Genomic DNA, 26,459 nt, shown 5'->3' on the forward strand with positions numbered 1-26,459 from the left:
AACGTGGCCTCGCGGCCACCGAGCGGCGGGAGCTCTGGGGATCATGACGTTCGAGCTTTCACCTGAGCACGAAGCTTTCCGTGAGGTCGTGCGCGAGTTCGCGGAGGCGGAGATCGCGCCCCATGCCGCCGACTGGGACGAGCGGCACCACTTCCCGGTCGAGACCGTCCAGGCGATGGGCAAGCTGGGACTCTTCGGGTTGCCGGTGCCCGAGGAGTACGGCGGATCAGGCGGCGACTTCACCAGCCTCTGCGTCGCGATCGAGGAGGTCGGCCGGGTGGACCAGTCGCTCGGCCTGACGCTGGAGGCCGCGGTGGGGTTGGGGATCGGGCCGATCCTTTCCTGGGGTACGCAGGAACAGAAACAACGCTGGCTCCCGGACCTTGCCGCCGGGGCCGCGTTGGCGGGTTTCGGGCTCACCGAGGCCGAGTCGGGTTCGGATGCGGCGGCGACGAAGACGCGTGCCGTCGTTGCCGATGACCACTGGGTTGTCAACGGGTCGAAGCAGTTCATCACCAACTCCGGTACGCCGATCACCTCTCTCGTCACCGTGACGGCGCGGACCGGTGACCTGCCGGACGGAAGTCCGGAGATCTCCGCGATCATCGTTCCGTCAGGCACGCCAGGCTTCGTCGTCGAGCCGGCCTATCGCAAGCTGGGCTGGCACGCGTCCGACACGCATCCGTTGACCTTCACGGACGCCCGCGTGCCTGTCGACCACCTCTTGGGGCGGCGGGGTGAGGGGATCAAGCAGTTCCTCGCCATCCTCGACCATGGGCGGATCGCCCTGGCGGCGCTGTCGGTGGGGCTCGCGCAAGGGTGCCTTGACGCCGCTCTGGACTACGCGAAGAGCCGGACGTCGTTCGGCAAACCGATCGGTGCCAACCAGGGGGTGGCGTTCCAGATCGCCGACCTGCAGGTCTCGGTCGAGGCGGGGCGACTCCTTACGTACAAGGCCGCGGCGGCCAAGGACGCCGGCCGACCGGCCGCCGAGGTCAAGCGCGCCGCCGCCATGGCGAAGCTGTTCGCCAGCGAGGCCGCCGTGGCTGCGGCGAGGACGGCGACGCAGGTCTTCGGTGGGTACGGCTTCATGGAGGAGTACCCGGTCGCCAGGTTCTACCGTGACGCGAAGATCCTGGAGATCGGTGAGGGGACGAGCGAGATCCAACGGCTCGTGATCGCCCGCGACCTGGGCCTGCCGGTCCGTTAGTGTTCTGACTAGGCCCTGTCTCCCAAATGGCGCCGGTCAAGCGAGCGGCGCATCCGCGCCCGGTTGGCTAGGCGGAGGAGGAAGGCGCACTGGGTTTGTGCGCCGATCGACGAGAACGCAGCCAGCCGGGATGCGGGGCGTCGCGAGTCAGGCGCGATTTGGGAGACAGGGCCTAAGGACACTGGGGGCGACGCGATGGGTGAACGCAAGGACCACGCCAAGGCAGTCGCGGCCGCCCGCGAGGCGACGTTGCGCCCGTCCGACAAAGGTGCCGCGCGGCTTGCGAACGCGCAGAAGCTCTATGTCCGTGACCGGGTTGCCCTGCTCGTCGACCCGGGCACGTTCGTCGAGGACGGTCAGTTGGCCAATGCAGCGGCCGCTGACCTGCCGGCCGACGGCGTGGTCACCGGCCGTGCCCTCGTCGGCGGACGCCCCGTCCTGGTGGTGGCCAACGACCCCACCGTGAAGGCGGGCTCCTGGGGTGCCCGCACGGTGGAGAAGATCGTGCGTACGACCGAAATCGCCTTGCGTGACGAGCTTCCCATCTTCTGGTTCATCGACTCCGCCGGTGCCCGGATCACTGACCAGGTGGAGCTCTTTCCAGGTCGTCGTGGCGCGGGAAGGATCTTCGCCAACCAGGTGGCGCTGTCGGGCAAGGTCGCGCAGGTCTGTTGCCTGTTCGGCCCGTCCGCTGCCGGAGGTGCGTACATCCCGTCGTTCTGCGATCTCGTGATCATGGTCGAGGGCAACGCGTCGATGTATCTCGGCTCGCCCCGGATGGCCGAGATGGTCGTCGGCGAGAAGGTGTCACTGGAGGAGATGGGCGGCGCGCGGATGCACGCGTCAATCTCAGGTTGCGGTGACCTGCTGGCGGCCGACGACGCCGAGGCGATCGACCTCGCCAAGACGTACTTCTCTTATATACCGGCACATTGGCGCGATCGTCCGCCGTCGTACGCCGCGAGTCCGCCCGCGCGTGACTTCACCGCCGACCTCGTGCCGGAGCAGGACAGCATCGGCTATGACATGCACGAGGTGCTCGACGCCCTTCTCGACGGCGACTCGTTCTTCGAGATCAAGCCGTTGTACGCACCAGAGCTCATCGTGGGGTTCGGTTGTCTGGAAGGTCAGGTCGTCGGGGTCGTCGCCAACAATCCCGCGGTCAAAGGTGGAGTGCTGTTCGTCGACAGTGCGGACAAGGCGGCGCGGTTCATCTGGCTCTGCGATGCGTTCAACGTGCCGTTGGTCTACCTCGCCGACGTTCCGGGATTCATGATCGGCAGCGAGGTGGAACGCCAGGGAATCATCCGCGCGGGCGCCAAGATGATCACCGCGGTGGCGGAGGCGAACGTTCCTACCGTGTCGGTGATTGTGCGCAAGGCCTATGGTGCCGGGCTCTATGCGATGTGCGGGCCCGGATTCTCACCCGATGCATGCCTCGCCCTGCCGACGGCGAAGATCGCGGTGATGGGACCGGAGGCGGCGATCAATGCCGTGTACTACAACAAGATCGCCGAGATCGAGGATCCGGTCGAGCGGGAAGCCTATGTGGAGCGGCTGCGGGCGGAGTACGAAGACGACATCGACATTCTGCGGCTCGCCTCTGACCTCGTGATCGACGCGGTGGTCGAACCGGGCGCCCTGCGTGGTGAGCTGGTGGCGCGGCTTGCGGCTGCCCAGACCAAGGACCGTCGTACGCCGGACAAGCGGCACGGCGTCCCTCCCGTGTGAGCGGTGACCTCACCGCGCCGGCGAAGTCCGTTATTGGCACCGGCCGGAGCTCCGCTATGGGTGTGAGTGGCGTTGGCCGGAGCTCCGCGATGAGCGCTATCCGTGTCGGCTGGGTGAATGGCAGACGGCGAACCCTCTTGAAAACAAGCCTGTTCTGGCCGTGGTTCTGATCAACTTCTGGTAGACTCGCTCCTATGTTCGATCCTCGGGTTCCTGACCTCAGTGCGTTGGCTTCGGCTGCGCCGGGTCCTGAGCTTGCCGCGGTGTTAGCGGGGATCGATGTTGCTGCGGTGAATGGTCATGCGCGTGTGGTGGTGATGGCCGCGTGGGAGCGGCAGGTGTCGTGGTCGAACGCGCAGCTATATGGGGCGATGGGGATGGTGGCGCGGTCGCCGGCGTGTGAGCCGGATTCGCCGCCTGAGCTGGATCGGTGTTTTGGTGAATTCGCGTCTGCGGAGGTGGGTGCGGCGTTGGGTTTGTCGCCGGGGTCGGCTGATCGGGAACTGTCCTTCGCCTACGAGTTGACCGAACGACTCCCTGGCACTCGGGCCGCACTCGCGGCGGGGAGCATCAATCTGGGCAAGGCGCGGACGATCGCGGAGGAGACGTCCTGGTTGGCGCCGGAGCTTGCGCGGCGGGCGGAGGAGTTCATCCTTGCTGCTGATGCTGCGGTCGGGTTGGGTTTGACTCGGGCGCAGTTGGTGCGGCGGCTGCGGCGGAAGGTGCTGGAGCTCGACCCGGACGGTGCGGAGGAGCGTCGGCGGGAGGCGCAGCAGGGACGTCGGATCCGGTTCGGGGCTAACCCCGACGGCACGGGCAGCATCACGGGTCAGGACCTGCCGATGGCCGGTACCGCGGCCGCGCGGGTGTTCGTCAAATCCCTCGCCAAACGCATCAAGGGCGATGGCGACGGCAGGACGCTCGCGCAGATCGAAGCCGACGTGTTCCTCGACCTACTCCGCGGCCGAAACCCCGCCGCTAATCCCGCAGTCACGGCCGCCGCCGCCGATCCGGCCACAACTGCGGACCAGACCAGCAGCCCCGACCCGGCGCCCGGCAACCCCGACTGCGACTGCGACCGCGACCTCGACTGGAACCCCGACCGCGACCTCGACCTCGACTGGAACCCCGACCGCGGCCCCGCGTCCGGCCCCGTGTCCGGCAGCGCGTTTGGCAGCGCGTCCCGCAGTGTCACCGAACACGAGGTCGTCGGTGACGTGGATGCCTGGGATGCCCCGGGTGATGGTGGTGCGTGTGTCGAGGCAGGTGATGAGCGGCTGGTGGCGAAGGTGGAGTTGGTCGCCGACCTGGAGACCTGGCTCCGCCTCGGCGAGAAGGCAGGCGAACTCGCCGGCCTCGGCGCGATCACCCCCGCGGTGATCGACGACATCAAGAACGCTGCAGCTGGCGGGTTCGAGTACTGCCGCACCGTCACCATCGACGGCAAAGTCGTCTACCACCAAGCTTCCAGCCGCCGCTACAAACCCACCCCGGCCCAACGCCGCCTCATCCAGGCCACCCACCGCACCTGCGCCCAACCCGGCTGCTCCAGACCCGCAACCGCCTGCGACCTCGACCACACCATCGAACACCGCCTCGACGGACCCAGCTGCCTGTGCAACATGGCCCCACTGTGCCGACGACACCACCGCGCCAAACACGAAGCCGGCTGGTGGTGGACCCAGAACCAACCCGGCCACCTCACCACCCAAAGCCCCCTCGGCCACACCTACACCGTCGACCCCGAACCGCCACCCAGCGCCGACGCGATCGACCCGGCGACCGGCGCAGGATCAACACCGCGTTGATTCCACCAGCGGGTCGGCTGGCACCTACCGGTGGGCCGCTGACCTGGGCGTACGTACGTCCTCGACCGGACGTGACGTCTCAGGCACTGGGACGGTGTATTCGGTCCGCGGGCACTCAGGCAGGATGGGCGGGACCGGCAGTCTGTGCGCTCGACAACCACGAGCTCATCCACAACGGAGCGTGACAACCATGGCGACACCCCTCGCCCTCCAGCTTTACACCGTCCGCGACGCACTCGCCGCGGACCGTGCGGCGGCACTTGCCCGCGCGGCCGAGCAGGGTTTCCGCGCGGTCGAGGCGTTCGGTATCGGCAACGCGCAGCGGGAGGTCGCCGACCGGCTGGCCGACGCGCGCACGTTCCGGGCCGAGCTCGACGCCAACGGCCTCAAGGTCGTGGCGGTGCACGGATCGGTGTCAGCGGGCGAGGAGGCCGACGCGGTCTACGACGAGTTGGAGATCCTCGGCACCGACCGGTTGATCGCCCCCGTTCCGGGCGCGGTCGCCGGCGTCGACGGCAAGGCGCTGGCCACCGCCGGGGGCGTGAAGCTGCTCGCCGAGGGGCTCAACGCCGCGGCGGCTCGCGCCGAGTCCCGTGGAGTCAAGGTCGGTTACCACAACCACGACTTCGAGTGGCAGCCCGTCGAGGACGGCACGCCCGCCTACGACCTCCTGGTGAACAACCTCGACCCACGGGTCTTCCTCGAGGTCGACGTCTACTGGGCGCACACGGCGGGCCAGAACCCGGCCGAGGTCATCACGTCCTACGTTGACCGGGTGTTCACCCTGCACGTCAAGGACGGCCCAGGCGTCCGCGACCAGCTCCAGACGGCGGTCGGCGAAGGGTCGGTCGACAACGTCGCCGCGATCGCTGCCGGCACCAACGTCGGCTACCACGTGATCGAGCTCGACGAGGCCGCCGGTGATCCGTTCGACGTGGCGAAGGCCGGCGGCGACTGGCTGGTCGCGCACGGCCACTCCACCTGGGCTGCCTGACCGTAGGCGCCCGCGCTCCGTGCCCGTGGCTCCACCCTCACCTGTCAAGGAGGCATTGACGTGCAGCTGTTGCGCTTGGGGAACATCGGTGAGGAGCGCCCCGCCGTACGCACCGATGACGGCAGGCTCTTCGACCTCTCGTCGCTGACCAGTGACACCGGTGGCGACATCAACGGCGCCTTCCTGGCGAACGACGGGATCGGCCGAGTCCGGGCCGCCGTCACGGATGGCGGGTTGCCGGCGCTCGACGACCCGGGCGACGGCAGCGCCCTGCGGATCGGTGCGCCGATCGCCCGGCCGACGGCCGTGCTGTGCATCGGCCAGAACTACGCTGCCCACGCCGCCGAGTCCGGGTCCCCGCCGCCGGACACGCCGATTCTGTTCTTCAAACACCCCAACACCGTGGTCGGTCCGTACGACGACGTACGCATCCCGCGTGTCGCCGAGAAGACCGACTGGGAAGTCGAGCTCGGTGTGGTGATCGGCAAGAGGGTGCGTTACCTCGACTCGCCCGAACAGGCGCTCGACCACGTGGCCGGCTACGTCGTCTCCAACGACGTGTCGGAGCGGGCGTTCCAGCAGGAACAGTCCGGCGGCCAGTGGTCGAAGGGCAAGTGCGCCGAGACGTTCAACCCGCTCGGCCCGTGGCTCGTGCCGGCCGACGAGGTGACGCCGGGCAAGCTGGGGTTGCGTTCGTATGTCAATGGCGACGTACGCCAGGACTCCACGACCACGGACATGATCTTCGACGTGGCCTATCTCATCTGGCACCTGTCGCAGTACCTCGTCCTCGAGCCGGGCGACCTACTCAACACGGGAACGCCGCAGGGTGTGGCGCTGTCCGGGCGTTTCCCGTACCTCCAGGTGGGTGACGTCATGGAGCTGGAGATCGACGGGCTCGGCCGGCAGCGCCAGCGGCTGGTCGAGGCCTGAGCGGCGACGGTACCCCGGGCCACCGGACCACCGGACCACCGGACCAACGCAACGTACAGCGGAGAAGGCGATGGGTGATTTCGACGGGTTGGCGGCGGCCGTCACCGGCGGTGCGTCGGGCATCGGGTTGGCGGTCGCGGAGCTCCTGGCCGCGCGAGGCGCGCAGGTCGCCTGCCTCGACCTCAACGCCAAGGAGGTGGGGGAGCCGCTCGTCGGGGTGCAGTGCGATGTCACCGACGACGCGTCCGTACGCACGGCGATCGAGACGGTCGTCGAGCAGTTCGGCCGGCTCGACATCGTGGTCAACAACGCCGGCATCGGGGCTCAGGGCACGGTGGCCGACAACGACGACTCGGAATGGCACCGTGTCCTCGACGTCAACGTGGTCGGGATGGCCCGGGTGAGCCGTGCGGCGCTCCCGCACCTGCGGAAGTCACCGTCGGCCGCGATCGTCAACACCTGCTCCGTTGCGGCGACGGCGGGCATCCCGCAGCGCGTGCTCTACAGCGCGTCCAAGGGGGCCGTGCGTTCGCTGACGATGGCGATGGCGGCGGACCATGTCCACGAGGGCATCCGGGTCAACTGCGTCAACCCGGGCACGGCCGACACCCCGTGGATCGGCCGGCTGCTCGACCGGGCCGACGATCCCGTCGCCGAGCGCAAGGCCCTGGAGGCCCGCCAGCCGATGGGCCGCCTGGTCTCCGCACGCGAAGTGGCGTCGGCGATCATCTACCTCGCGTCGCCCGCGGCCGGTGCCAGCACGGGCGTCGAGGTCTTCGTCGACGGCGGGATGCAGAACCTCCGCCTTCGTCCGCGGACGTGACGAAAGTCGTCAGGCTCCCTTCGTCCACAGGTCCGGCCAGCTGACCCCCAGGTCGCCGAGAAGGCGCCGGAGCAGGGGCAGGGAGAGCCCCACCACGTTGTGGTGGTCGCCCTCGATCCGGTCGACGAACGCACCGCCGAGTCCGTCGATCGTGAACCCGCCCGCGACCGCGAGCGGTTCGCCGGTGCCGACGTACGCCTCGATCTCGGCGTCGGTCACGTCCGCGAAGTGGACGACGGTCGAGCCGACGGCAGCGGCCGTCTGTCCGGAAACGGCATCGACAACGCAGTGCCCGGTGTGCAGGTTGCCGGCGCGACCGCGCATCTGACGCCACCGGCGGACAGCCTCGGTGGAGGTCCCCGGCTTGCCCAGGACCTCGCCGGCCAACTCCAGGACCGAGTCACAGCCGATGACGAGGGCCGGTTCATTCGGGAGATTGTCCTTCACCGCAAGGGCTTTGCGGCAGGCGAGCGTGAGTGCGTGCTGTGCCGCGTTCTCTTCTGCCACGCCGTCCTCGTCGACCCCGGACACGATCACGGTGGGCTCGATACCGGCGGCCCGCAGCGTCGCGAGCCGGGCTGGTGAGGCCGAGGCGAGGACAAGGCGATGGTGGTTGGGTTGCTTTGGATGGGGCACGGGCCGCATCCTACGAGGGTCGCCCTGACGTCTGCTGTCCGTGTCGGTAGTGTCGCGTGCGGTCACCCCGCGGACTCGGTAGGGTCACGTCGGCAAGATCTGTGCCCTGAGGAGACCTGTGGAGAAAGAGCCGGCTGACCTTCCGACCGTTCTTGCGTACGAAATCGAACAACGCATCGAGTCGGGATATGACGTGGCGGCTGTGCAAGCCCAGCTTGACGCCGACCATGGCGAGATGACGGTCACCCGCGCCCGTCTTCTCCTCGACCAGATGGCCGAGCTGAAACAGTCCGCGGAATGGCCCTACCACGAACCCTCAACCAGGGCCGAGATCGAGGCCGAACTCCCGCCGACGCGCATCCGTAGCCGCGGCCAGCGGCCGATCGGGGCGGCCGAGTTGCGGGACCGGATCGAGGCCGCGTGGCTCGGAAGATGTGCCGGCAACTGCCTCGGCAAACCCGTCGAGAACGGCGAGCACTGGACGCCCGAACGCCTGCGCAGCTACCTCGAACAGACCCACAACTACCCGATCCGCGACTACGTGACGCGGCTCGACCCGATGCCCGAGGGCTACGTCCTCAACCCGTGCTGGACACAGACGACCAAGGGACGGATCACCTGTGTACCGCGCGACGACGACCTCGACTACACGCTGCTCGGCCTGCACCTGTTGGAGACGAAGGGCTTCGACTTCACCACCGCCGACGTGGCCGCCGAATGGCTCCTGCGGCTTCCGTACCACCTCACCTACACCGCTGAGCGGGCGACCTACCGCAACCTCGTCAACGGCGTCGACCCGTCCGTCGCCGCCGTGGTGGACAATCCGTACCGCGAGTGGATCGGGGCGCAGATCCGGGGCGACGTCTTCGGGTACGTGTGTGCCGGACGGCCGAGGGACGCGGCCCTGATGGCGTTCGAGGACGCGGCGCTTTCCCATGTGCGCAACGGGATCTACGGCGAGATGTGGGCGGCGGCGCTGGTGGCGGCGGCGTTCACGGCCGGGACGTTGCGGGAGGCCGTCGAGGAGTCGATCAACCACGTGCCGCAGCGGACCCGGCTGGTCGAGGCGCTCACCTGGGCGGTCTGGGTCCGGGACTCGAAGGTCAGTTGGGACGACGCGTTGACCCAGCTGCGGGAACGCTACGGCCGTTACCACTGGGTGCACACGATCAACAACGCCGCTGCCTGCGTGTTGGCACTGCTCTACGCCGAGGACGACTACACCAGGGCGATCGGGCTGACCGTGCAAGCCGGCCTTGACACCGACTCCAACGGCGCGACGGTGGGTTCGGTCGCCGGCGCTTTCGTGGGAAGGGGTGGGTTGCCGCGGCACTGGACATCGCCATTTGCCGACACCTTGCGCAGCGGGCTCTACGGGTTCGACCGGAGCAGCATCCGCGACGTTGCGCAACGGACCTTCGCACTGGCTCGTACGTACTCCTCCCAGCGCGTTCCTCCACCCCTGACCAGGTCCTCCCCCTGACCAGGTCTGGTCGGGCCACGTCTACGCGTCGTCGACGAGCAGGCGGTGCGCGAGGGGCAGGAGGCCGGCCGGGGTGAGCGGTGCGAGTGGATCGTCGGAGCCCCGGTCGGTGCGGTAGGTGCGCGGCGGGACGCCGTACACCGCGCGAAACCGGCGGGAGAAGTGGAACGGATTGGCGAAGCCGCACGCGCTCGCGACCGCCCCGACGGTGAGGTTGCTGCGCTGGAGCAGGGTGGCCGACCGGGCCAGCCGGACCAGCTCGATCGCCGCGACCGGCCCGATCCCGTACTCCGCCCGGAACAACCGGCTCAGGTGTCCTGTGGATATGCCAGCCGCGGCGGCCATCTCGGTGAGCGCGAGCGGTGTGGTCCCACCGCCGCGCCAGGTCCGACGAAGGTGGTCGGCGAGCCGCGCGAGGTACGGATGGATCTCGTCGCCTTCGTCATCGGCCGGAACGGGACCACGGACGAACAGGTCGAGCAGGAAGCCCAGGACGTCGGTCGTGCGATCGTTCTGGCCCGTGCGCGTGGTTCCCGGCTGGGTCCCTCGAGCCCTTCCCCGGCCAAGCCACAGGGAGTACCGGCACAGTGCCGCGAGCGGGTCGGCCGGGGTCAGCGCCCGGGAGATCGGCCAGGTTTCCGGTGGTCCGAGCGTGTCGAGATCGGCTTCGAGCACCCGGAAATGGACGAACGCATGCAGCGATGCCCGCGTCGGGTCCCAGGCGAAATGGTCCCGCATCCCCGGGCGGGCGAGGAGCAGGGTGCCGGGTCGCAGGTGGCGGCGCGTCGGCGGTTCCGGGCGCGTGCTGTCGGGCTCGTCGCAGGTCCAGCGCGCGCTCCCGGCGAGGAGCCAGACGAACTCGTAGTCGACCAGCGTCCGTGGTCCGAAGGTGGCGCCAGGCGGGTAGTGCGCCACCTCCGGACCGGTCCGGACGACCACACGGCATGTCACGAACAGACAGGTTAGGCCGTCCGGGATCTCAGGTGGACAGGCTGGACCTCACCCGGCGGGTGGCCTCGACCATGTGCCGTAGCGCCGGCTCGACCTCGGCATAGCCGCGGGTCTTGAGTCCGCAGTCGGGGTTGACCCACAGCCGGTCGACCTCCACCGCCTCCAGCGCGAGCCGCAGCGCGGTCTCGATCTCGTCGGTGCTGGGCACCCGCGGCGAGTGGATGTCGTACACCCCGGGCCCGATACCTCGCTGGTAGCCCGCCCGTGCGAGGTCGGCGACGAGTTCCATCCGGGACCGGGCCGCCTCCACGCTGGTGACGTCGGCGTCGAGCGCGTCGATGGTGTCGACGATCTCCCCGAACTCCGAATAGCACATGTGCGAGTGGATCTGGGTGCCGTCGGAGACCCCTGACGTCGCCAGTCGGAACGCCGCGACCGCCCACGCGACGTAGTCCGGTTGCTGCGCCGCTCGCAACGGCAACAGCTCCCGCAGGGCCGGCTCGTCCACCTGGATGTAGCGGATGCCCGCCGCCTCCAGGTCGCGGATCTCGTCCCGCAGCGCCAGCGCCACCTGCTTCGCGGTGTCGGCGAGCGGCTGGTCGTCGCGGACGAAGGACCACGCGAGCATGGTCACCGGGCCTGTCAACATTCCCTTGACAGGCTTCGTCGTCCGCGACTGTGCGTACGTCGTCCATTCCACCGTCATCGGCTCGGGCCGGGACACGTCCCCTGCGAGGATCGGTGGCCGGACATAACGACTGCCGTACGACTGGACCCAGCCATGATCGGTGCTCGCGTAGCCCGCGAGGCGTTCGGCGAAGTACTGCACCATGTCGTTGCGTTCGGGCTCGCCGTGGACCAGCACGTCCAGCCCGACGTCCTCCTGCAGGGCGATCACCCGGTCGATCTCCGCCCGCATCGCGGCGTCGTAGTCGGCCGCGGAGATCCGACCCGCCCGCAGATCGGCCCGTGCGGCGCGGATCTCCTTCGTCTGCGGGAACGACCCGATCGTCGTCGTGGGCAGCAACGGCAGGTTCCCCACCGCCTTCTGGGTGGCCGCCCGGGCGGCGAAGTCGCCTCGTGGCGTGCCCTCGCCCAGCGCGGTGATCCGGGCTCGCACCCGCGCGTCAACCGCACCTTGCCGGGCCGTCGCTCGGGCGCGCGTGGCCGCGGAAAGCTCCGACTCGATCGCGGACCGACCCTCCCGCAGCGCGCGGCCCAGCAGGACCACCTCGGCCACCTTCTGCCGGGCAAACGCCAGCCGTTCGCGAAGGTCCGCCGGCAGGCCCCGCTCCAGGTCGAGGTCGAGCGGGACATGCAGCAGCGAGCACGAGGTGCTCACGACCAGCTCGCCGACCGAACCCAGGAGCGAGGCGGCAGTGGCGAGAGCGCCGGAGAGGTCGGTACGCCAGACGTTGCGGCCGTCGACCAGGCCGGCGAAGAGCGTCTTCCGCGCGAGTCCCGCGCCGGCGATGCGTGCGACGTCGGCCCGGCTGGTCACGAGGTCAAGCGCAACGCCCTCCACCGGCGTACGACCGAGAGTCTGCAGCGCGTCGCCGATCGCCCCGAAGTACGTGGCCACGGCCAGCTTGGGTCGCCGCTTCGGAGGCAGGCCGCCGAGCCGGTCGTAGGCCGTACGGACGGCCTGGATCTCCTCGGGTGTCCGGTCGGCGGCGAGCACCGGCTCGTCGAGCTGCACCCAGGTCGCCCCGGCGGCCGCCAGCTCCGCCAGCAGGTCGGCGTACACGTCGAGCAGGCCCGGCAGCAGGTCGAGCGGCCGGAACCCCTTGGGCGCTTCAGTGTCAGGCTTCGCCAGCAGCAGGAAACTGACCGGGCCGAGGAGCACGGGGCGGGTGTCGATCCCGAGCGCCGCCGCCTCGCGGTACTCGGCGACCGGCTTCCGCGCGGCGTCGCGGTCGAGCCGGAACGCCGTCTCCGGGCCGAGCTCCGGCACGAGGTAGTGGTAGTTGGTGTCGAACCACTTGGTCATCTCCAGTGGCGGCACCCCGGCGGTGCCACGGGCCATCGCGAAGTAACGCTCGAGCCCCTCCAGGCCGGCGAACCGCTCCGGGATCGCGCCGACAAGTACCGCCTGGTCGAGCACGTGGTCGTAGAGCGAGAAGGTGTTGGACGGGATGTCGTCGACGCCGGCGTCGCGCAGCGACTCCCACGTCTGCCGGCGGAGTTGGACGGCGGTCTGGTGAAGAGTCTCGGCATCGGATCGGCTCGCCCAGAATGCCTCCGCCGCGCGCTTGAGCTCGCGCCGTGGGCCGATCCGGGGATATCCGAGCACGGTCGTACGTACTGCCATGGAGTCCTTCCCTCGGGAACTCAGATAGCGGACCGCGACGCCGGGGCGGCGCGCGGGCGGTCGGCAGGTCTTCGGACTCGTGGGCGCTCTGCGCTCTGCCTACTGGCCGTCGCTTCCCAGGCGACCGATGATGTCGGCCCAGTGCGTTCGTACGGCGGTCGTTCCCACTCACCGCTGCGGGGCAGTCCCGGAATCCCACCGGGTTCCCTCTTACCTCGCCCGGCCGGTCACGAAGGGTCGTGCCGGTCGAGCGAACCAACCACACCTACGACCATAGCGCCCAGGGCCCACGGACCGTTGCAGCCCGGCTGAAGCACAGGGCGGGCCTCGGCAGCGGCCTTGTCAGAAGGTGATGAGCGGGTCGCCTACCAGGTCGGCGACGAAGTTGACGAAGAAGAAACCGAAGAACAGGACGTTCAACAGCAGGATCACGGTGTGCCAGGGGCGCGGACGTGCGGGCTTCGGCAGTTGCCGGTTGAGATAGATGAGCATGAACGGATAGATCAGGGCGCCGAAGTTCGCCATGTTCGCCGACCACTGGACGAGGCCGACCGGCACCGCCAGGTGGATGACGATGCTGATGATCACGAGCAGCAGGATCATGAACGGGTAGTAGAACTTCCGTGGATCGCCCTCGATCCACGCGCGCAGCCTCGAACTCGTCGCGTGCGAGGCGTCCGTGGTGGTTCGTACCATCGCCTCGAAGATGCCCAGTTGGGTGCTGAAGAGGACGAAGACGCCCATGAGCAAGGCGACGTAGAAGACGAACGTCCCGTACTCGCCGCGAAGGACGTCGGCGACGAACGTCGGAACGGTCTCGGGGGTCGGCCCTTCGCCCCGGATCTCCACCGCGCGCGCCATCAACAGAGTGGGGAGAAGCATGCCGAGCATCGCACCGACGAAGAAGACGCCCCACATGTCGGTGAGCAGCAGGCGGTACCACCGCCGCCACAGGGCACGGTTCTTCGCGTCGTCGGGGAACGTGATGCCGCTTGCGAGGACGGCGTTCCGGTCGCCACGCAGACCGCTCAGGAAACCGACCCGGTGGCCCATGCCGTAGCCCTTGTCACGGTAGTGGCTCATGATGTACCAGTTCAGCCCGGACGCGAGGGCAGTGAAGCCCGCGAGGCCGCCGAGCTCGGTGGCGGTGATGCCGGCAGGCGGGGCGGCCGGGGTGACGAAGCCACGAATCCCTTCCCACCAAAGGCTCGCGGGCACGAGCAGCAGGTCGAGGATCAGCAGGAGGACGAGGATCGTGCCGACCATGATCCAGTTGGCGAGCTCGAGCGCCCGGCTGATCCGCCGGGCCGTGGCGGTGATGAGGAAGACGACCACGAGCAGCAGGATCGCGTAGATCCGTGGCTCTTCCGCGCCGCTCGCCGCGATCTCTCCGTGCACGAGGGCGTAGACGCCCTGGCCCGCGGACGCCGCCCAACCACCGGCGATGAACGCGAAGATGATGACGAAGACCGACAGCGGCACCCACAGGATCCAGCCGGGCGGCACCCGCCCCCAACCGACGACGGGAACTTCGCCGGTCGCCACGACATAGCGGGAACACTCGACGTTGTAGAACGTCTGCAGCAGCGCGGAGATCGTGATGACCCAGCCGACGCCGATGAAGCCGTACGTACCGACCGCCTGCGGGCCGAGCAACCACTCACCACTGCCGATGGAGATGCCGAGCGCGATGAGGCTCGGGCCGATCGCGAACTTGACGAGCTCCCGAAAACCGAGCCTGCGTACGCCGAAAACCTCTTCAGGCGTAGGGAGATCGGCGACTGCGAGATCTGGGCGACTCACCCCCAGCGGGTGGGTGGCCTGTGCGGTACCGGTGGTCTCGACGCTTTCGGCCATGGCAAGCCTCCGCGGTTCCACGGCGACGGGCGACGGTACCCGTCGCATCCCACCAGATAGTGGTCCTCCTGCACGTGTCGTGACAAGAGGGACGACGGCCGGAATTGCTCAGCTCGTGTTCGAAAACGTTGCGGTCGCCGCGGATAGGCCCTGGGTGCTTCGCGATGCGGGATCGCCTCAGCGGGGAAGGGCGCTCGCCCGCCAGGCGCCCGGACCGGGCCGCAGTGGCTGGCGGGTCCTTCGCCAGTACGCCGCCCAGCGGGGGGCGGCGTGCCAGGTGGCTGTGTCGTGCGGCTGCCGATCCGCCGCGCCGGCCTCGAGCTTCGCCGAGATCACGGCGACGAGTGCGGCGAACTCCGCCGGCGTCGGGTCTCCCTTGACGACCTGGAACAGCGGCTCGTCGTCGCTTTCGACGGGCGTCGCCATCGCTCGCTCCTCGCCGTTCATGGTGGATCTGACCCTACAGCGGGATGTTGCCGTGCTTGCGTGGCGGCCGGGTCTCGCGCTTGTTCCGCAACAGGCGCAGCGCCCGGACCACCTCGACCCTGGTCTCGTGCGGGAAGATGACGGCGTCGACGTAGCCGCGTTCGGCAGCGATATAGGGGTTCGCCAACGCGTCTTCGTACTCCTGGATCCGCTTCTTCCGCACCGCATCGGCGCTGGCCGCATCCTCGGTCCCCGCGATTTCCCTGCGGTACAACACTTCCACGGCACCCTGCGCCCCCATCACCGCGATCTGGGCGGTCGGCCAGGCGAGGTTGACGTCGGCGCCGAGATGCTTGGATCCCATGACGTCGTACGCACCGCCGTAGGCCTTGCGGGTGATGACGGTCACCAGCGGGACTGTCGCTTCGGCATAGGCGTAGATGAGTTTCGCGCCGCGGCGGATGATGCCGTTCCACTCCTGGTCGGTACCCGGCAGGAACCCCGGTACGTCGACGAACGTGAGGATGGGGATGTTGAACGCATCGCAGGTACGGACGAACCGCGCGGCTTTCTCCGAGGCGTCGATGTCGAGGCAGCCGGCGAACTGCAACGGCTGGTTGCCCACCACACCGATGGTGCGCCCGTCGACGCGGCCGAAGCCGCAGACGATGTTGGGTGCGAAGAGCGGGTGCACCTCGAGGAACTCCGCCTCGTCGAGGACGTGCTCGATGACCGTGTGCATGTCGTACGGCTGGTTGGCGGAGTCCGGGATCAGGGTGTCGAGCTCGCGGTCCTCGTCGTTGATCGCAGGCGCCGGGTCCTCGGCGGCGTAGGCGGGCGGCTCCTCGAGATTGTTCTGCGGAAGGTAGGCGAGCAGCGTCTTGACCCAGTCGATGGCGTCGTGCTCGTCGGTCGCCATGTAGTGGGCGTTGCCGCTCTTGGAGTTGTGCGCCAGCGCGCCACCCAGGTCCTCGAAGGACACGTCCTCCCCGGTGACCGTCTTGATCACGCCTGGTCCGGTGATGAACATGTGCGAGGTCTGGTCGACCATGACGGTGATGTCGGTGAGCGCGGGGGAGTAGACGTGCCCGCCCGCGCAGGTGCCCATGATGAGCGAGATCTGCGGGATCACCCCGGACGCGAGGACGTTGCGGCGGAAGATCTCGCCGTAGAGGCCGAGCGAGACCACGCCTTCCTGGATCCGGGCACCGCTGCCTTCGTTGATCCCGACGATCGGGCAACCGGTCTTGAGGGCGAGGTCCATGACCTTGACGATCTTCTCGCCGTACACCTCACCGAGGCTGCCGCCGAAGACCGTGACGTCCTGGCTGAAGACGCAGATCTGGCGGCCGGCGACCGTGCCGAAGCCGGTGACCACGCCGTCGCCTGCGGGACGGTTGCGTTCCAGGCCGAAGTTCGTGGAGCGGTGGCGGGCCAACTCGTCCAGCTCGACGAAGGAACCCTCGTCGAGAAGGAGGGCGATCCGTTCGCGGGCGGTGAGCTTGCCGCGGGCGTGCTGGCGTTCGATCGCGCGGGCGGAGCCGGCGTGGATGGCTTCGTCGAGGCGGAGTTCGAGGTCGGCGAGCTTGCCAGCAGTCGTGTGGATGTCGCTGGGGGTGTCCACCTGGCCGTTGGCGTCGTTGCCGGCGGCGGGGCTGGCGGCGTCGGCGGTCGTGCCTGGGCCGGCGGCCCCCTTTTGATCGTCGCTGGGTTGACTCGTCCCACCGTCCCCCGGCTCGCTCGCCGACCCGGCTGCGGTCTCCGGCTGCCCGGGTCCCATTCGTCGGTCCTCCCCACACATGTCGATCCGGCCAGCGAGCCTACTCCGCCGGGCGGCACGTACAGCCGTGGCGGGGCTACTCCCCTGATACCCGAAATGCGGCCGTCCGCCGGTCCTGCGACGCGCCCACCTTCCGTGATCATGAAGAGAATCGGGGCCATAGACCCCCAAAACGTTCATGATCACGATCATGATCACGGGATGGGGGCGTCCGTGCGGGACGGGGGTGGGGGAGAGGGCGGACTACGCTTGCGAACATGCCCACCACTCCGCCTTCCCGCGTGCACGCGCGCTTCGAGGTCCCGGCTCCACTGCGGGCCGACGTCCGCCTGCTCGGTGAGCTGCTGGGCCAGGTCCTGCAGGAGTACGGCGGCCCCACCCTCCTCGCCGACGTCGAGCGGCTCCGCGAGCTGACGATCGCCGCACACCATGATGATCACGCCGCGGCCGAAGACGCGGCCACCGCGAGCGAGGACCTGGTCGCGTCCTGGGATCTGGAGCGCGCCGAGAATGTCGCTCGGGCGTTCACCTGCTACTTCCATCTGACCAACCTCGCCGAGGAGTACCACCGGGTCCGCGCCCTCCGCGCCTATGACACCGGCGACCAACCGGTCCGCGACTCGATGGCCGCCGCGGTCGCCGAGGTGAGCGCGCAGTACGGCGAGGAGCAGGCACTGGCCCTGCTCGACGGACTGGAGTTCCGTCCGGTCCTCACCGCGCACCCGACCGAGGCGCGCCGCCGGGCCGTGGCGTCGGCGATCCGGCGCATCTCGGGCCTGCTCTCCGCACGCGACAGCCAGCTGGGCGCCGGTGAGCTGGTCGAGAACCGGCGCCGGCTGCTGGAGGAGATCGACCTGCTCTGGCGTACCTCCCAGATCCGGACCACCAAACCCGGCCCGCTGGACGAGGTGCGCACGGCGATGACGGTGTTCGACGACACGCTCTTCCAGGTACTGCCGGCCACCTACCGCCAGCTCGACGACCAACTCGCCGGCGAGGCGGCGGGCACACAGCCGCCGAAGGTGCCGGCGTTCGTCCGGCTGGGGTCCTGGATCGGCGGAGACCGCGACGGCAACCCGTTCGTGACGGCGGCGTTCACGCAGCGGGCGATGGCGATCCAGGCCGACCACGTGCTCCGTGCCCTCGAACGCGTCTGCGAGCGCGTCGGCCGCGCGCTCACCGCCGACGCCGAGACCACCCCGCCCGCCCCTGCCGTACGCCGGCTGCTGGCCGACGCCCGGGCCGCCTTCCCCGACCTGGCAGAGGACGCCGCGACCCGGTCGCCGGGTGAGCCGCACCGGCAGGTCATGCTCCTTGCCGCCCGCAAACTGTCCGCGACCCGGCAGCGCAACGCCGACTTCGCCTATGGCAGTGCCGGCGAGCTGCTGGCAGAGCTGCGGATCGTCCAGTCGTCGCTGGCGGCGGCGGGCGCCCGGCGGCAGGCGTACGGCGAACTCCAGCACCTGATCTGGCAGGTCGAGACGTTCGGCTTCCACCTGGCCGAGTTGGAGGTACGCCAGCACTCGAAGGTGCACAGCCATGCCCTCGCCGAGCTGCGGGCGCTGCCTTCCGGTGGTGAGCTCTCGGCCGCGACCGAGGAGGTCCTCGCGGTCTTCCGGGTGATGGCCCAGATCCAGCAGCGCTTCGGAGCCGACGCGTGTCGGCGCTACGTCGTATCCTTCACACAGTCCTGCGAGGACATCGCGGCGGTCTATGAGCTGGCGCGGTACGCGATGGACGACCGACCGCTCGCACTCGACGTCGTACCCCTCTTCGAGACCGAGGACGATCTTCGCCGGGCGGTGGCTGTGCTTGACGACGCGCTCGGGCTGGATCCGGTCCAGGCGCGACTCGCCGAGACCGGGCGCCGCTACGAGGTGATGCTCGGCTACTCCGACTCCGCGAAGGACGCCGGTCCGCTGTCGGCGACGCTCGCGCTCTACGACGCGCAGGCCGCGATCGCCGCCTGGGCCGACCGGAACTCCATTCGGCTGACCCTTTTCCACGGTCGCGGTGGCGCCCTCGGCCGCGGTGGCGGACCAGCCAACCGTGCCGTGCTCGCGCAGGCGCCCGGCTCGGTCAGTGGGCGGTTCAAGCTCACCGAGCAGGGCGAGGTCATCTTCGCCCGCTACGGCGACCCGGTCATCGCGCGCCGGCACATCGAGCAGGTCGCCGCGGCGACCCTCCTCGCGTCGACCCCGACCGTGGAGAAGCGCACCGCGACGGCGGCGGAAAGGTTCGCCCGGCTGGCCCGCACCATGGACGACGCGGCGCGGGCGGCCTACCACCGGCTGGTCCGCAGCCCTGGGTTCGCGGACTGGTTCACCGCCGTGACCCCGGTCGAGGAGCTGGGCCAGCTGCCGATCGGCTCGCGGCCGGCGCGGCGCGGCCTCGCGGTCTCCTCACTGGAGGACCTCCGCGCCATCCCGTGGGTGTTCGCCTGGACGCAGGCGCGGGTCAACCTCACCGGGTGGTACGGCGTGGGTGCCGGACTCGAGGCCGTCGGCGACCTCGACGCGCTGCGCCAGGCGTACGCCGAGTGGCCGCTGTTCGCGGTGACGCTGGACAACGTCGAGATGTCGCTTGCGAAGACCGACGCCCGGATCGCCCGACGCTATCTCGAACTCGGCCGCCGGCCCGATCTCGCCGAGCAGGTCCTCGACGAGCACGCCCGGACCACGCACTGGGTGCTCGCCGTCGCCGGCCACGAACGTCTGCTGGAGAACCGCCGCGTGCTGGGCCGCGCGGTGGAGCTGCGCAATCCGTACGTGGACGCGTTGTCCTACCTCCAGCTCCGGGCGTTCCGAGTCCTTCGTACGGAAACGCTGTCGGAGGGCGAGGCGGAGCGCCTTCGCCGGCTGGTTCTCCTCACCGTCAACGGCGTGGCCGCCGGTCTGCAGAACACCGGCTGAGCCGCACCTGCTGTGCCCTCGCCGCGGGCCGCGCTGCCCGTGCCCGGCGTGTCCGATCCGTTCAAGTGGAAACCCGTCCGCCCCGGGCAGCATGACGGGCATGGACATCGATCTCGACATCGACCTGGACCGGGCCGCGGCCTTCATGACGACCCATGCCCGGCTGCTCGACCGCCGGCGCTTCGACCTGATCACCGGGCAGGGGAGGGCGGGGGCGCTCCTCGCCGCTGTCACGGCGTACCGGAACGACGACGGTGGTTTCGGCTGGGGCCTCGAGCCGGACCTGCGGTCGCCGGAGAGCCAACCGGCGGGTGCGCTGCACGCCTTCGAGGTCTTGGAGGAGGTGGGGCGCGGGACGGGCGAGGTGGCGAGCCACCTGTGTGACTGGCTGGCGTCGGTGACCCTGTCCGACGGGGGACTGCCGTTCGCGCTGCCCCTCACCGCCCGCGCGGGGTCGGCGCCGTTCTGGGCCGAGGCCGATCCGTCCGCCTCGTCGCTGCACATCACGGCGGCCGTCGTCGCTGCCGCCCACGGCGTCGCGCGACAGGATCCGGCGGTCCGCGACCATCCGTGGCTCGCGCGTGCCACCGACTTCTGCCTGCGGCGCGTCACCAGCCGTGACGGTCCGCGCGGCACGCTCGAGCTCCGGTACGTCCTGTGCTTCCTCGACGCGATCCATGACGTACGCCCGGAGGCCGCGACCGAGCTGGACCGCCTGAGCCGGCTACTTCCGGACACCGGAACGTTGCCGGTCGAGGGTGGCATCGAGGACGAGGCCCTACGCCCGCTGGACTTCTCCCCGTTGCCGGGCCGTCCGCTCCGCGCCGCGCTGAGCCACGACGTGATCGCCGCGGACCTTCGACGGCTCGCGAGTCTCCAGCAGGACGACGGCGGGTGGATCGTCGACTTCACCTCCCACTCCGCGGCCGGCGCCCTCGAGTGGCGGGGGTACGCAACCGTGGGAGCGCTCAAGGTCCTGCGGGCGAATCAGGGCGGCTCGGCGCAGGGCGCGCCCCGTGGCGAATGACCACGCTGAGCATGCCTTTGGTACCCGGGCCGCGCACCGACGCCTGTCCTGCACCGACAGGCATGCTCAGCGTGGTCATTCGCCGCCGCGCCCAGTCGCCGTTCGCATGAGGGTGCCCTCGCCCAGTCGCCGTTCGCATGAGGGTGCCCTTCCGCCCATAGGTTCGGCGCAGGGTGACCCTCATCCAAGGGCTGAGGTGCCGGCATCGGCAATGCCCCGCCTCTTGCGATCGGCTCGGATATATGGATAGACATCTGACCTAAGAACACACCGCGCGAGAAGGGTCTCCACCATGCCGGCACCGCAAGCGTCAATTGACAAGCTCCGCGAACGCCGGTTCGGGCTGTTCGTCCACTGGGGGCTCTACGCCCTGCCGGCCCGGCACGAGTGGGTGAAGAAGCGGGAGCAGCTGACCGACGAGCAGTACCAGCCCTACTTCGACCACTTCGACCCCGATCTCTACGACCCGCGTGTGTGGGCGCAGGCGGCGCGTGGGGCCGGCATGAAGTACACCGTGCTCACCACGAAGCACCACGAGGGCTTCTGCCTGTGGGACTCCGACCTCACCGACTACAAGGCGACGAAGACGCCCGCCGGGCGCGACCTGCTGCGCCCGTTCGTCGACGCGTTCCGCGCGGAGGATCTCGGCGTCGGCTTCTACCACTCGGTGATCGACTGGCACCACCCGCACTACACCGTCGACACGATGCACCCGCGGATCGAGGACGCCGACTACCGCGCCCGCGAGACCGTCCCCGGCAAACGCGACATCGCGGTCTATCGGGCGTACCTCCACGGGCAGGTCGAGGAACTGCTCACCCGCTACGGCGACGTCGACGTGATGTGGTTCGACTTCTCCTACCCGGGACGAGAGGCGTACGGCCTGCCCGGCAAGGGCCGCGAGGACTGGGACTCCGAGGCGCTCGTCACGTTGGTCCGCGGCCTGCAGCCGGACGTCCTCATCAACAACCGGCTCGACTACCCCGGCGACTTCACGACACCTGAGCAGTTCCAACCGCACACCGCGCCGACCATCGACGGCCGGGAAGTGCCGTGGGAGGCGTGCCAGACGCTCAACGGCAGTTGGGGGTACGACCGGGACAACCTCGACTGGAAGTCGCCCGACCTGCTCGTACGGATGCTGGTCGACTCGGTGTCGAAGGACGGCAACCTGCTGCTGAACGTCGGCCCCACCGGGCGCGGGGAGTTCGACGAGCGGGCTCTGGCCACGCTGGAGGAGATCGGGCGCTGGACCAGGCGCAACGGGCGGGCGATCTACGGCGCGGGCCGTTCGGACTTCACCCCTCCGGCCGACGCGCGCTACACCCAACGGGGGGACCGGCTCTACCTGCACCTGTTCGCCTGGCCGTTCCGGCACGTGCACCTGCCGGGGTTGGCAGGGAGGGTGAAGTACGCGCAGTTGCTCCACGATGCCTCAGAGGTCCGGTGGCGGGAGTACGCCGGCTCAGAGGATGACGGCAACACCTCCTTGCGCGGTATCCCGGCCGGCACGGTGACGCTGGACCTGCCGATCCAGCGCCCGAACGAACTCGTCCCCGTCGTGGAGCTGTTCCTGTCCTGAGGCGGTGCCCGCCACGCCTGTCGGCACGCGGTGCCGTCTTCGGTCGTCAGCGGACTTGTCAGAGGTTTCTCGTCTTCTATGACGAGAAACCTCTGACAAGTCCCGCACTGCGGGGAGGCGCGGACGCCATAGGCTGGTGCCATGGCTTCGGGCTCGCCGTACGTCGACCTCGACCGGCCGTCCCTGCGCGCCGACAAGTTGCGGCGTGCCCTCACCGGACCGGGCCGGTTCGTGAGCGACCTGCAGGTCGTGACCGAGACCGGATCGACCAACGCCGAACTCCGCACCCGTGCTCTCGCCGGCGCCCCGGAGGGCAGCGTTTTCGTCGCCGAGCACCAGAGTGCCGGGCGCGGCCGCCTCGACCGTGGCTGGTCCTCGGCCCCCCGCTCCGGTCTGACGTTCTCGATCCTGCTCCGTCCCGGCGACGCCGTGCCGCCCCGCCGCTGGCCGTGGCTCCCGCTGCTCGCCGGCTGTGCGGTCGTCGAGGCCGTCGCCGCGGTCTCTGGCGTACGACCCGTGCTGAAGTGGCCGAACGACGTCCTCCTGGCCGAACGAAAGCTCTGCGGAATCCTGGTCGAGCGCATCGAGATCCCCGAAGATCCGGCGGCGGTCGTCGGGATCGGCCTCAACGTCACCAGCGCCCCGGACGAACTGCCTGACGACCATGCCATCTCCCTGCGCCTCGCCGGGGCGGCCGACACAGACCGTTCCACGTTGCTGATCGCGCTCCTGCGTACCTTCGAGACTCTCTACCGCGCGTGGCGGGACGCCCACGGCGACCCCGCGGAGGGAGCCGGCGGCGGAATCCGCCAGGCCTACCTCCGGCGCTGCGCCACGATCGGCCGCCAGGTGCGCGTCCAGATCGGACCCGACCGGTGGGTCGAGGGACTGGCCCGCGAGGTCGACTCCGAGGGTCGGCTCGTCGTCGAGACCGCCGCCGGTGACCGGCCGCTCGGCGCGGGCGACGTCGTCCACGTGCGTTGACCCGCCGACGTCGGGCATGATTCGCCTGACCGTCACGCACTGCCGACACCCGTGCGGACACCTTCGCCGACACCTGTGAGGAGCACCGATGGGCATCTCAGCCAAGTTGCTCGGGGAGAACGAGCAACTCGTCATGAGCATGCGTACGCACTGGAAGATCATGATCGGTCCGGTGCTTCTCCTGCTCGCCACGGTGGTGGCCGCCGTGATCGTCGTCGCGCTCATCCCGGCGGGCGAGTACCAGCAGTGGATCCGGATCGGGCTCGTCGCCATCGCCGTGATCGGTGCCCTCGTCTACGCCATCTGGCCACTGCTCACCTGGCTCGCCTCCACCTACGCCGTCACCGACCGACGGATCATCACCCGGCACGGCGTCATCACGCGTACCGGCCGCGACATCCCGCTCACCCGGGTCAACGACGTCTCCAGCGAGCGCGGGCTCCTCGACCGCATGCTCGGCTGCGGAACGCTCGTCATCTGGTCCGCGGGAGAGCAGGGCAAGGTCGTCCTGCCCGACGTACCGCAGGTGGAGAAGGTCCAGCGCGCCCTGTCCGAACTCGTCTTCGCCCGGGAGGCCGACGACGACGAGGTCCGCGAGCGGCGGCAGGTGACCTGAGAGACTTGCCGGCATGGGGGAGCGGACGTACGACGAGGCGGCCTACGACGGTGTGCGGCTGCGGCGCCTCGACGACGCCGGCAACGTCGCGGAGTTCGTTCTCGACCGGCCGGAGGCGCTGAACGCGCTCTCCACGAACCTCGCCCGGTCGATCGGGCGCGCTTCCGCCGACCTCGCCGCAGATCGCCGTGTCCGGGCGGTCGTGGTGTCGAGCGCCTGTGAGAAGGCGTTCTGCGTCGGTGCGGACCTGAAGGAGCGCAGCGACTTCACCGACGCCGACCTGTGGGCGCAGCGGCCGATCATGCGGGCGGCGTTCGGCGGGCTGCTGGACCTCCCGGTGCCGGTCGTCGTCGCCGTGCACCGTTACGCGCTGGGCGGCGGGTTCGAGCTGGCCCTCGCCGGTGACCTCATCGTGGCCGACCAGACCGCGATCTTCGGACTGCCCGAGGTGTCGGTCGGCCTCGTGCCTGGCGGCGGCGGTACGCAGCTGCTGGCGCGCCGGATCGGCTGGTCCCGTGCGTTCGACCTGATCGTCACCGCCCGGCGGGTGGAGGCGGCGGAGGGGGAACGGCTCGGCTTCGTCGACCGCCTCGTGCCGCCGGGCCAGGCACGCGAAACCGCCGTCGACCTGGCGCGGCAGATCGCCGGCAACTCCCCGGTCGGCGTACGCAGCGCGAAGCGGGCCCTCCGGCTCGGTGCGGCCGCCGGGCTCGCCGAAGGGCTGGAGATCGAGGACGCCGCGTGGCGGGAGACGGCGTTCTCGGCCGACCGGCGAGAGGGCATCGCCGCGTTCAACGAGAAGCGCCCGCCCAGTTGGCCAGAAGTCACCAGGTGGCCGGGGGACACTGGTACCGGGAGGTGAGCCAGCATGCGGCTACCTGAGCGGGTGACGATCCGTGAGGTCGGACCACGGGACGGCCTGCAGAACGAGGATCCCGTGCCCACCGAAGGCAAAGTCGCGCTCATCGACGCGCTGTCCGGAACCGGGCTGCAGCGGATCGAGGCGGTCAGTTTCGTCCATCCTCGGGCGATCCCCGCGATGGGGGACGCAACGGAGGTGTGGAAGCGGATCAGCAAGGATCCCGACATCGACTACTCCGCCCTGGTCCCGAACCTCACCGGAGCCGAGCGGGCACTCGATGCCGGCGCACGTTCTCTCGAGGTCGTGGTGTCGGCCTCTGACCGACACAACCGCGCCAACCTCAACCGCTCGACCGAGGAGTCCCTCGCGGGCCTCGCCCCGATCGTCGCGCTCGCCCACGCACGCGGAGCGACCTGCCAGGTCGTGGTTGCCACCGCGTGGGGTTGTCCGTACGACGGGGACATCCTCCTCGAGCAGGTGCTGTCCGTTGCCCGGGCGGCCGTCGCCGCGGGAGCGGACTCCCTGGCCTACGGCGACACCACCGGCATGGCCACGCCCACCCGGGTCGAACGGCTCGTCGAGGCCACCCGCGCCACCCTGCCCGACACTCCGCTGGCGCTGCACTTCCACAACACGCGGGGGACGGGGCTCGCCAACGTCCTCGCAGCGCTGCAGATCGGCGTCACCGAATTCGACGCGAGTGTCGGCGGACTGGGCGGCTGTCCGTACGCACCGGGCGCGAGCGGCAACATCGCCACCGAGGAGCTCGTCCACATGCTCGCCGACATGGGCGTCGAGACCGGAGTCGACCTCGATCGGCTGCTCGACGTCGCCGCCCAGGCGGAGCGGCTGGTCGGCCGTCAGCTCCCGTCCCAGGTACTGCGGGCCGGGCCGCGCAGCCGTACCGTGCCGGCGGCCCGGTAACACCGCGCCGAAGCGCGCCGCGCCGAACGGTCCACCGCGGCGCGGCTCGGTCAGCGGTCTGGCGTTGCGGACGGGCTCGCGGAGCCCGCGGGCTCCACGCGCCCGGTGGCCGTGACGACGTGCCAGGTGAACTTCCTGCCCTGGTACGTGTCGGTCATGCCGTTGCCCTTCGCCGTTCCCCGCGTCCCTTCCTTGGTGTACGTATAGACCGGGTGGCCGGTCAGCGTCAGCTGGAAGGTGCCGTTGGACCGCTTCACGGTACCGAAGCTGCCGTTGACGCCGCGAAGCTTCAGCGGGACGGCCGCGCTCGCGACGGCGAACGGCCGCCACGTCATCGCGCACTCTCCCCCGCATGCGATCTTGCGCCCGGTATCGAGGTCATTGACATAGAGCGGCATGCCCTTGGCGTCGACCACGATCTTGCCGATCTCAGGTGCGTTGACCACCCGGACGGCCGGTTTGGTCACAGCCACTCCGTCGTCATTTTTGTCGGCTCCCCCGCCGGTGCACCCGATGATCATGGCGGCCAGCGCGACGGCAACGCCGCCCAGCCGGACCGACGCCCGAAGCGGGCAGGACTTTCCCACGACGCAACGACCTCCCCCGTGG

General features: G+C 69.6%; 21 protein-coding genes and 1 riboswitch. Of the genes, 14 read left to right on the forward strand and 7 right to left on the reverse strand.

Annotated features, from left to right (window positions below; translation table 11 throughout):
• The first annotated feature begins 43 nt into the window (after positions 1-43).
• The 6 genes from ABN028_RS27180 (at position 44) to ABN028_RS27205 (ending at position 7,499) form a co-directional block, all read left to right on the forward strand.
• Positions 44-1,210 (forward strand): acyl-CoA dehydrogenase family protein, encoded by a 1,167-nt coding sequence (locus tag ABN028_RS27180; RefSeq protein WP_349326958.1) that lies wholly within the window; start codon positions 44-46, stop codon positions 1,208-1,210.
• 195 nt (positions 1,211-1,405) lie between these two features.
• Positions 1,406-2,941 carry an acyl-CoA carboxylase subunit beta gene (locus ABN028_RS27185; RefSeq protein ID WP_349326959.1) on the forward strand — a complete coding sequence of 512 codons (1,536 nt, stop codon included), beginning with the start codon at positions 1,406-1,408 and terminating at the stop codon, positions 2,939-2,941.
• A 194-nt stretch (positions 2,942-3,135) separates the two neighbouring features.
• Positions 3,136-4,749 (forward strand): HNH endonuclease signature motif containing protein, encoded by a 1,614-nt coding sequence (locus ABN028_RS27190; protein WP_349698591.1) that lies wholly within the window; start codon positions 3,136-3,138, stop codon positions 4,747-4,749.
• Positions 4,750-4,939: 190 nt separating this feature from the next.
• Complete coding sequence (locus tag ABN028_RS27195; protein ID WP_349326961.1) at positions 4,940-5,743, forward strand: sugar phosphate isomerase/epimerase family protein; 804 nt, start codon at positions 4,940-4,942, stop codon at positions 5,741-5,743.
• Positions 5,744-5,803: 60 nt separating this feature from the next.
• Positions 5,804-6,676 (forward strand): fumarylacetoacetate hydrolase family protein, encoded by an 873-nt coding sequence (locus ABN028_RS27200; protein ID WP_349698592.1) that lies wholly within the window; start codon positions 5,804-5,806, stop codon positions 6,674-6,676.
• A 70-nt stretch (positions 6,677-6,746) separates the two neighbouring features.
• Positions 6,747-7,499: an SDR family NAD(P)-dependent oxidoreductase gene (locus ABN028_RS27205; protein WP_349326963.1), complete on the forward strand. Its 753-nt coding sequence runs from the start codon at positions 6,747-6,749 to the stop codon at positions 7,497-7,499.
• A 9-nt stretch (positions 7,500-7,508) separates the two neighbouring features.
• Here ABN028_RS27205 and ABN028_RS27210 read toward each other — a convergent pair whose 3' ends face one another.
• Positions 7,509-8,135 (reverse strand): Maf family protein, encoded by a 627-nt coding sequence (locus ABN028_RS27210; RefSeq protein WP_349698593.1) that lies wholly within the window; start codon positions 8,133-8,135, stop codon positions 7,509-7,511.
• 118 nt (positions 8,136-8,253) lie between these two features.
• Here ABN028_RS27210 and ABN028_RS27215 point away from each other — a divergent pair, with 118 nt between their 5' ends.
• Positions 8,254-9,618 (forward strand): ADP-ribosylglycohydrolase family protein, encoded by a 1,365-nt coding sequence (locus ABN028_RS27215; protein ID WP_349326965.1) that lies wholly within the window; start codon positions 8,254-8,256, stop codon positions 9,616-9,618.
• Between the two features lie 21 nt (positions 9,619-9,639).
• On the opposite strand, the gene ABN028_RS27220 is transcribed toward ABN028_RS27215, so the two are convergent.
• The 5 genes from ABN028_RS27220 to ABN028_RS27240 form a co-directional block, all read right to left on the reverse strand.
• The gene (locus ABN028_RS27220; RefSeq protein ID WP_349698594.1) at positions 9,640-10,569 is read right to left on the reverse strand and encodes a helix-turn-helix transcriptional regulator; all 930 of its coding nucleotides are present in this window, start codon (positions 10,567-10,569) and stop codon (positions 9,640-9,642) included.
• Positions 10,570-10,597: 28 nt separating this feature from the next.
• Entirely contained in the window at positions 10,598-12,880 is a 2,283-nt protein-coding gene (gene metE, locus ABN028_RS27225) for a 5-methyltetrahydropteroyltriglutamate--homocysteine S-methyltransferase (RefSeq protein WP_349698595.1), read from the reverse strand.
• Between the two features lie 45 nt (positions 12,881-12,925).
• Positions 12,926-13,155, reverse strand: a riboswitch (cobalamin riboswitch).
• 67 nt (positions 13,156-13,222) lie between these two features.
• Entirely contained in the window at positions 13,223-14,737 is a 1,515-nt protein-coding gene (locus ABN028_RS27230) for an Nramp family divalent metal transporter (RefSeq protein WP_349326968.1), read from the reverse strand.
• Positions 14,738-14,914: 177 nt separating this feature from the next.
• Positions 14,915-15,163, reverse strand: a complete 249-nt coding sequence (locus ABN028_RS27235) for an acyl-CoA carboxylase subunit epsilon (RefSeq protein ID WP_349326969.1) — start codon at positions 15,161-15,163, stop codon at positions 14,915-14,917.
• A gap of 34 nt (positions 15,164-15,197) precedes the next feature.
• Positions 15,198-16,943, reverse strand: a complete 1,746-nt coding sequence (locus ABN028_RS27240) for an acyl-CoA carboxylase subunit beta (protein WP_349698596.1) — start codon at positions 16,941-16,943, stop codon at positions 15,198-15,200.
• Positions 16,944-17,200: 257 nt separating this feature from the next.
• On the opposite strand from ABN028_RS27240, the gene ABN028_RS27245 reads away from it, so the two are divergent.
• From ABN028_RS27245 to ABN028_RS27275, 7 genes are all read left to right on the forward strand, one after another.
• On the forward strand, positions 17,201-19,855 hold the full coding sequence (locus ABN028_RS27245; protein ID WP_349326971.1) for a phosphoenolpyruvate carboxylase: 2,655 nt from the start codon (positions 17,201-17,203) through the stop codon (positions 19,853-19,855).
• Between the two features lie 100 nt (positions 19,856-19,955).
• Positions 19,956-20,882: a hypothetical protein gene (locus ABN028_RS27250; RefSeq protein ID WP_349326972.1), complete on the forward strand. Its 927-nt coding sequence runs from the start codon at positions 19,956-19,958 to the stop codon at positions 20,880-20,882.
• Between the two features lie 292 nt (positions 20,883-21,174).
• Positions 21,175-22,464 carry an alpha-L-fucosidase gene (locus tag ABN028_RS27255; protein ID WP_349326973.1) on the forward strand — a complete coding sequence of 430 codons (1,290 nt, stop codon included), beginning with the start codon at positions 21,175-21,177 and terminating at the stop codon, positions 22,462-22,464.
• A gap of 141 nt (positions 22,465-22,605) precedes the next feature.
• Entirely contained in the window at positions 22,606-23,448 is an 843-nt protein-coding gene (locus ABN028_RS27260) for a biotin--[acetyl-CoA-carboxylase] ligase (RefSeq protein WP_349326974.1), read from the forward strand.
• A gap of 88 nt (positions 23,449-23,536) precedes the next feature.
• Complete coding sequence (locus ABN028_RS27265; protein ID WP_349326975.1) at positions 23,537-24,064, forward strand: PH domain-containing protein; 528 nt, start codon at positions 23,537-23,539, stop codon at positions 24,062-24,064.
• A gap of 13 nt (positions 24,065-24,077) precedes the next feature.
• Complete coding sequence (locus ABN028_RS27270; protein ID WP_349698597.1) at positions 24,078-24,926, forward strand: enoyl-CoA hydratase/isomerase family protein; 849 nt, start codon at positions 24,078-24,080, stop codon at positions 24,924-24,926.
• A gap of 6 nt (positions 24,927-24,932) precedes the next feature.
• Positions 24,933-25,850, forward strand: a complete 918-nt coding sequence (locus ABN028_RS27275; RefSeq protein ID WP_349698598.1) for a hydroxymethylglutaryl-CoA lyase — start codon at positions 24,933-24,935, stop codon at positions 25,848-25,850.
• Positions 25,851-25,900: 50 nt separating this feature from the next.
• Here the strand turns inward: ABN028_RS27275 and ABN028_RS27280 are convergent, their stop codons facing one another.
• Positions 25,901-26,437 carry a COG4315 family predicted lipoprotein gene (locus ABN028_RS27280; RefSeq protein WP_349698599.1) on the reverse strand — a complete coding sequence of 179 codons (537 nt, stop codon included), beginning with the start codon at positions 26,435-26,437 and terminating at the stop codon, positions 25,901-25,903.
• Positions 26,438-26,459 lie beyond the last annotated feature (22 nt).

Source organism: Actinopolymorpha sp. B17G11, from assembly GCF_040196095.1.
Classification (GTDB): Bacteria; Actinomycetota; Actinomycetes; order Propionibacteriales; family Actinopolymorphaceae; genus Thermasporomyces.

Bases quoted from the DNA above. Each gene is read 5' to 3' on its own strand.
- ABN028_RS27235 (WP_349326969.1), bottom strand. From the start codon at position 15,163: ATGGCGACGCCCGTCGAAAGCGACGACGAGCCGCTGTTCCAGGTCGTC.
- ABN028_RS27185 (WP_349326959.1), top strand. From the start codon at position 1,406: ATGGGTGAACGCAAGGACCACGCCAAGGCAGTCGCGGCCGCCCGCGAG.
- ABN028_RS27230 (WP_349326968.1), bottom strand. From the start codon at position 14,737: ATGGCCGAAAGCGTCGAGACCACCGGTACCGCACAGGCCACCCACCCG.
- ABN028_RS27260 (WP_349326974.1), top strand. From the start codon at position 22,606: ATGGCTTCGGGCTCGCCGTACGTCGACCTCGACCGGCCGTCCCTGCGC.
- ABN028_RS27255 (WP_349326973.1), top strand. From the start codon at position 21,175: ATGCCGGCACCGCAAGCGTCAATTGACAAGCTCCGCGAACGCCGGTTC.
- ABN028_RS27240 (WP_349698596.1), bottom strand. From the start codon at position 16,943: ATGGGACCCGGGCAGCCGGAGACCGCAGCCGGGTCGGCGAGCGAGCCG.
- metE (WP_349698595.1), bottom strand. From the start codon at position 12,880: ATGGCAGTACGTACGACCGTGCTCGGATATCCCCGGATCGGCCCACGG.
- ABN028_RS27270 (WP_349698597.1), top strand. From the start codon at position 24,078: ATGGGGGAGCGGACGTACGACGAGGCGGCCTACGACGGTGTGCGGCTG.
- ABN028_RS27275 (WP_349698598.1), top strand. From the start codon at position 24,933: ATGCGGCTACCTGAGCGGGTGACGATCCGTGAGGTCGGACCACGGGAC.
- ABN028_RS27190 (WP_349698591.1), top strand. From the start codon at position 3,136: ATGTTCGATCCTCGGGTTCCTGACCTCAGTGCGTTGGCTTCGGCTGCG.
- ABN028_RS27245 (WP_349326971.1), top strand. From the start codon at position 17,201: ATGCCCACCACTCCGCCTTCCCGCGTGCACGCGCGCTTCGAGGTCCCG.
- ABN028_RS27180 (WP_349326958.1), top strand. From the start codon at position 44: ATGACGTTCGAGCTTTCACCTGAGCACGAAGCTTTCCGTGAGGTCGTG.
- ABN028_RS27265 (WP_349326975.1), top strand. From the start codon at position 23,537: ATGGGCATCTCAGCCAAGTTGCTCGGGGAGAACGAGCAACTCGTCATG.
- ABN028_RS27205 (WP_349326963.1), top strand. From the start codon at position 6,747: ATGGGTGATTTCGACGGGTTGGCGGCGGCCGTCACCGGCGGTGCGTCG.
- ABN028_RS27195 (WP_349326961.1), top strand. From the start codon at position 4,940: ATGGCGACACCCCTCGCCCTCCAGCTTTACACCGTCCGCGACGCACTC.
- ABN028_RS27250 (WP_349326972.1), top strand. From the start codon at position 19,956: ATGGACATCGATCTCGACATCGACCTGGACCGGGCCGCGGCCTTCATG.